Origin of the sequence: Cognatiluteimonas telluris, from assembly GCF_011320095.1 — a bacterium.
GTDB lineage: Bacteria > Pseudomonadota > Gammaproteobacteria > Xanthomonadales > Xanthomonadaceae > Cognatiluteimonas > Cognatiluteimonas telluris.
Map to the genome: position 1 here is coordinate 1 of NZ_JAANOY010000059.1, position 3,403 is coordinate 3,403.

General features: G+C 72.0%; 5 protein-coding genes and 1 tRNA gene. 1 reads left to right on the forward strand and 5 read right to left on the reverse strand.

The genetic code is table 11. The features are described 5' to 3' along the window. A partial coding sequence (locus G7B67_RS12755; RefSeq protein WP_166213016.1) for a lytic transglycosylase domain-containing protein occupies positions 1-767 on the reverse strand: 767 nt, incomplete at its 3' end. Between the two features lie 139 nt (positions 768-906). Between G7B67_RS12755 and G7B67_RS12760 the strand changes: the two genes are divergently transcribed. Further along, positions 907-1,251 carry a hypothetical protein gene (locus G7B67_RS12760; protein ID WP_207780936.1) on the forward strand — a complete coding sequence of 115 codons (345 nt, stop codon included), beginning with the start codon at positions 907-909 and terminating at the stop codon, positions 1,249-1,251. An 87-nt stretch (positions 1,252-1,338) separates the two neighbouring features. Here G7B67_RS12760 and G7B67_RS13335 read toward each other — a convergent pair whose 3' ends face one another. The 4 genes from G7B67_RS13335 to G7B67_RS12780 all read right to left on the reverse strand — a co-directional run. Beyond that, positions 1,339-1,644 carry a DUF2798 domain-containing protein gene (locus G7B67_RS13335; protein WP_207780937.1) on the reverse strand — a complete coding sequence of 102 codons (306 nt, stop codon included), beginning with the start codon at positions 1,642-1,644 and terminating at the stop codon, positions 1,339-1,341. After that, complete coding sequence (gene rocF / locus G7B67_RS12770) at positions 1,637-2,557, reverse strand: arginase (protein ID WP_166213020.1); 921 nt, start codon at positions 2,555-2,557, stop codon at positions 1,637-1,639. Before rocF ends, G7B67_RS13335 begins: the two co-directional genes overlap by 8 nt. Positions 2,558-2,569: 12 nt before the next feature. Next, positions 2,570-2,645 (reverse strand) — tRNA-Thr (locus G7B67_RS12775). Positions 2,646-2,713: 68 nt separating this feature from the next. Continuing rightward, a partial coding sequence (locus tag G7B67_RS12780) for an SPOR domain-containing protein (RefSeq protein WP_207780938.1) occupies positions 2,714-3,403 on the reverse strand: 690 nt, incomplete at its 5' end.

The following is a 3,403-nucleotide window of genomic DNA, read 5'->3' on the forward strand; positions in this document are numbered from 1 at the left end:
ACCGGCCCGCGCCCCAGCGCGGTCCGGTAGCGTGCGTACAGGGTCTGCACCTTGTCCACGTAGGCTTGGGTCTCCGTATACGGCGGCACGCCGCCGAAGCGCGCGACCGCGCCGGCCCCGGCGTTGTAGGCCGCCGCGACCAGCGTCAGGTCGCCCTTGTAGCGGCGCATCAACGCCTTGATGTGGCGCGCGCCGCCGTCGATCGATTGCGACGACGAATACGGATCGGCCACGCCGTAGGCGCGCGCGACCGACGGCATCAGCTGCATCACCCCCAGCGCGCCCTTGGGCGAATGCGCCGACGGATCGAATCCGCTTTCGGCATGTGCGATCGCGCGCAGCCAGGCGTCGTCGACACCGGTGCGCCTGGCGGCGGCACGGAACTGCGCCGCGAACGCGTCCAGCCGCGGCCTGCCCAGTTGGCCCAGCCCGTAATGGGCGTCCGAATCGCGCGGCGCATGCAACGACGCCACCGATTGCACTTCGGCCCAGCCCGGCATCGGCCGCGTGCTGTACACCAGCCGGCCGCCCATCCGGCGCATGTAGATGTTGCCGCGCACCGGCCCCAGGCTCCCCCAGAAATTCGGGATGCGCCCGGCGCGGGCGTGCTTGGCGACGCACCGCGACCCCGGCTCGGGCGCCGTGGCCAGGCTCAGGCGGTTGTCGCGCAGGCAGCTGTAGAGCGTGCGCGCCTGGCCGGGCAGCGGCAGCACGATGGCGAGCCAGACCAGCAGCGACAGCACTACGGGGGCGCGCGGGAAGGCCATGGCGCGGGAGTAGACGCGCGTCGCTGCGGCGGCTGCGTGAAGCGCGCCTTCAGGTTCGCAGCGCCCATCACGCCACCTACACCCGCAGGTGACGACGGTATCGCTGAATACGGGAGGGGGACGGATGGAAAGCAGCCAGATGCGCCTTTGCAGTCTTTGCAGTCCCGACAGCAACGCGCAGGCCGACGCGCCGCAGGGGGAAGCTGGCGCGCCCGCGCCGTTCAACGCCCTGATCGCGCAGCTCGAGCAGCAGATGCCCGACCTGCAGATCCGCCATGGCGATGTGTTCGCCCTGGCCAACGCCTGGGCCGAGCGTTACGACGCCATCCTCGCGGTGACGCCGCGCGGCGAGCGCGCCGGCGTCGAGGCGCGGCTCCAGCGCATCGGCATCCGCTGGGGAATGATGCCGGGCGCGCGGGTCACCACCGAGTTCCGCGCGCTGGGTGCGGTCGATGCGGCGTCGGCGTTCCTGCGCCGCAGGTGAGCTGAAGGCAACACGCGCCCGGCCACGCGGCGGCGAACAATTTCCAAAGCCATTTCAAGCGCGGCGGCGCGCGCCCGCCATCGCGGATCAGCGCGCGCGCGGCCGGCTCCAGCGCGCCAGCAGCCGCGCCACCCACCAGGCCAGCGGACGGAACAGGTAGGCCGCCACGATCGCCGCCGGCAGCGCCAGCCGCCACGCGTGCCACCAGCGCGCGATCAGCTGCGCATCGACCCCGGTGTTGATCGCGGTGACCACCAGCGCCACGAACGCCGACATGCCGGTGGCCTGGAACGCCGGCTGCAGCCGGTGCGCGCGGCGTTCGACGACGGCTTCGGGATCAAGCCCGGCGGCGATGGCCTCGGCCGGTGCGCCCACGCGGCGTCGCTCAGTCACGCATCAGGGTGGATTTTCCGAACAGGCTCTCGACCAGGTCCACCGCCAGCAACGCGGTGGCGTTGCGCGTGTCCAGCGCCGGGTTGAGTTCCATGATGTCCAGCGAGGCCATGCGCCCGCTATCGGCGATCATCTCCATCACCAGTTGCGCCTCGCGGTAGTTGGGGCCGCCGGGCACCAGCGTGCCGACGCCGGGCGCGATGCCGGGATCGAGGAAATCGACATCGAAACTCACATGCAGGTGGGTATCGGCATCCATGCCCGCCAGCGCCTGCTCCATCGCGCGCTTCATGCCGACCTCGTCGATGTAGCGCATGTCGTACACGTCCAGCGCGTGCTCCTTGATCAGGCGCTTCTCGCCGGCATCGACCGAGCGGATGCCGACCTGGCGGATCTGCGCCGGCTGCACCGCCGGGGCGCTGCCGCCGAGCCGGGTCAGGGCGTCCGGGCCGATGCCGCACAGGCAGGCGACCGGCATGCCGTGGATGTTGCCCGACGGCGTCACGTCGAAGGTGTTGAAGTCGGCGTGCGCGTCCAGCCACAACACGCGCAGCGACTTGCCGGTGCGCCGGCAGTGGCGCGCGACCGCGGTGATCGAGCCGATGCCCAGGCAATGGTCGCCACCGAGCAGGATCGGCAGCCGTCCGGCCTGCAGTTCGACGTCGACGGCGTCCATGACGGCGCGGTTCCAGGCGACCACTTCGTCCAGGTGTCGATACCCGCCGACCGGACCCAGCCAGGGATTGCGCGGCCCGTTGAGGTTGCCGCGATCCAGCACCTGGACACCGCGCGCGGTCAGCGCCTCGCCCAGGCCCGCGATGCGCAGCGCCTCGGGTCCGAGCCGCGCGCCGCGATCGCCCGCGCCGATGTCGGTCGGGGCGCCGATCAGTGATACCGGGGTGTCATGACGCATGCCGTGCTCCATTGGTGCCGGCACCCGGATTCGAACTGGGGACCTACCGCTTACAAGGCGGTTGCTCTACCAACTGAGCTATGCCGGCGTGGAAAAGGCGCACCGCACCGTTGCAGCGAGCGCGCGGGGCATTCTAGCGGGCGGTCCGTGCAGGCGCTAATGCAGCGCCGTGCAGGCCACGTCGCTGCGCCGCGCCGCGCCGACCGCGATGCGCGCGGCTTCCGCGTCGAAATCACGACCCGCCACTACCAGCAGCCAATAGGTCGACGTGCCAAGGGCTTCGGCCCTGGCGGCGAAGCCGGCGGCCTGCAGTGCGGCCTGGCGCCGCTGCGCGGCCTGCGCGTTGCCGTAGCGGCCCAGGGCCACGCTGTGGGCTTCGCCGCCATCCGGAACGACGTAGTAATCATTGAATCCCGCCGCGGCGATGCGCTCCGCCATCGCCTGCGCGGCGGCGTGGTCGGCCAAGGGTGGCAGCCACACGCGCCAGCCAGGCTTGTCGCCGGGCACCGCCTCGATCCGTGAACGTGACGCCTGCGGTGGAAGGCGGGCGCGAGCTTGGGTGACCGCCGCTTCGGTCGAATAGGGGCCCAAGCGCAGGCAATGTTCGCCCGCCGCTGTGTCCACCGGGAGCGTGCTGTCGTCCCTGAGCGGCACGGCGCCCGGATCCGGCAGGGCTCCCGCGGGCACGGCCGTCGATGCCACTGGCGCAGGGGTTGTCGACGCGGTGGGCGGCGTTGGGCTGGCGGGCCGCGCGGCGTTCGCCGGCGTCGCGGCGGCGTGGCCGGCAGCGGCGCCGGGTGGCAGCACCTCGCCGACGCGTTGCAGCGGCGGCACGGACAGCACCTC

What these genes read in the sequence shown, in the direction of transcription:
- rocF (WP_166213020.1), bottom strand. Translation starts at nt 2,557, where the DNA reads ATGCGTCATGACACCCCGGTATCACTGATCGGCGCCCCGACCGACATC.
- G7B67_RS12760 (WP_207780936.1), top strand. Translation starts at nt 907, where the DNA reads ATGCGCCTTTGCAGTCTTTGCAGTCCCGACAGCAACGCGCAGGCCGAC.